This window comes from Loktanella sp. SALINAS62, from assembly GCF_018263905.1.
In the GTDB taxonomy this organism is placed as follows: domain Bacteria; phylum Pseudomonadota; class Alphaproteobacteria; order Rhodobacterales; family Rhodobacteraceae; genus Loktanella.
On record NZ_JAAFZU010000097.1, the window covers coordinates 1 to 271 of the forward strand.

General features: G+C 62.4%; 1 pseudogene. It reads right to left on the reverse strand.

The features are described from left to right. Positions 1–7: 7 nt before the first annotated feature. Positions 8–271, reverse strand: a pseudogene (locus tag GZH79_RS18875) (sugar ABC transporter substrate-binding protein); the annotation flags it as partial.

Below are 271 nucleotides of genomic sequence, written 5' to 3' on the forward strand. Positions count from 1 at the left end.
GATGCGATCAGTAGCCCAGATCCTTGCGGGCTTCGTATTCGCCCATCGGATCGTCGTCCTGCGTGTAAAGCGTGGATTCCGTCTGGATGAACTTTTCGGGCTCTGTGCCGTCGGCCATGTAGGCGGCCAGCGCGTCAAAGGCCGGGCCTGCCATGTTCGGCGTCAACTCGACCGTGGCGTTTGCATCGCCGGCGGCCATCGCCTGAAAGATGTCGGGCACGGCATCGATCGACACGATCAGGATGTCGTCGCCCGGATCGATCCCGGCTTC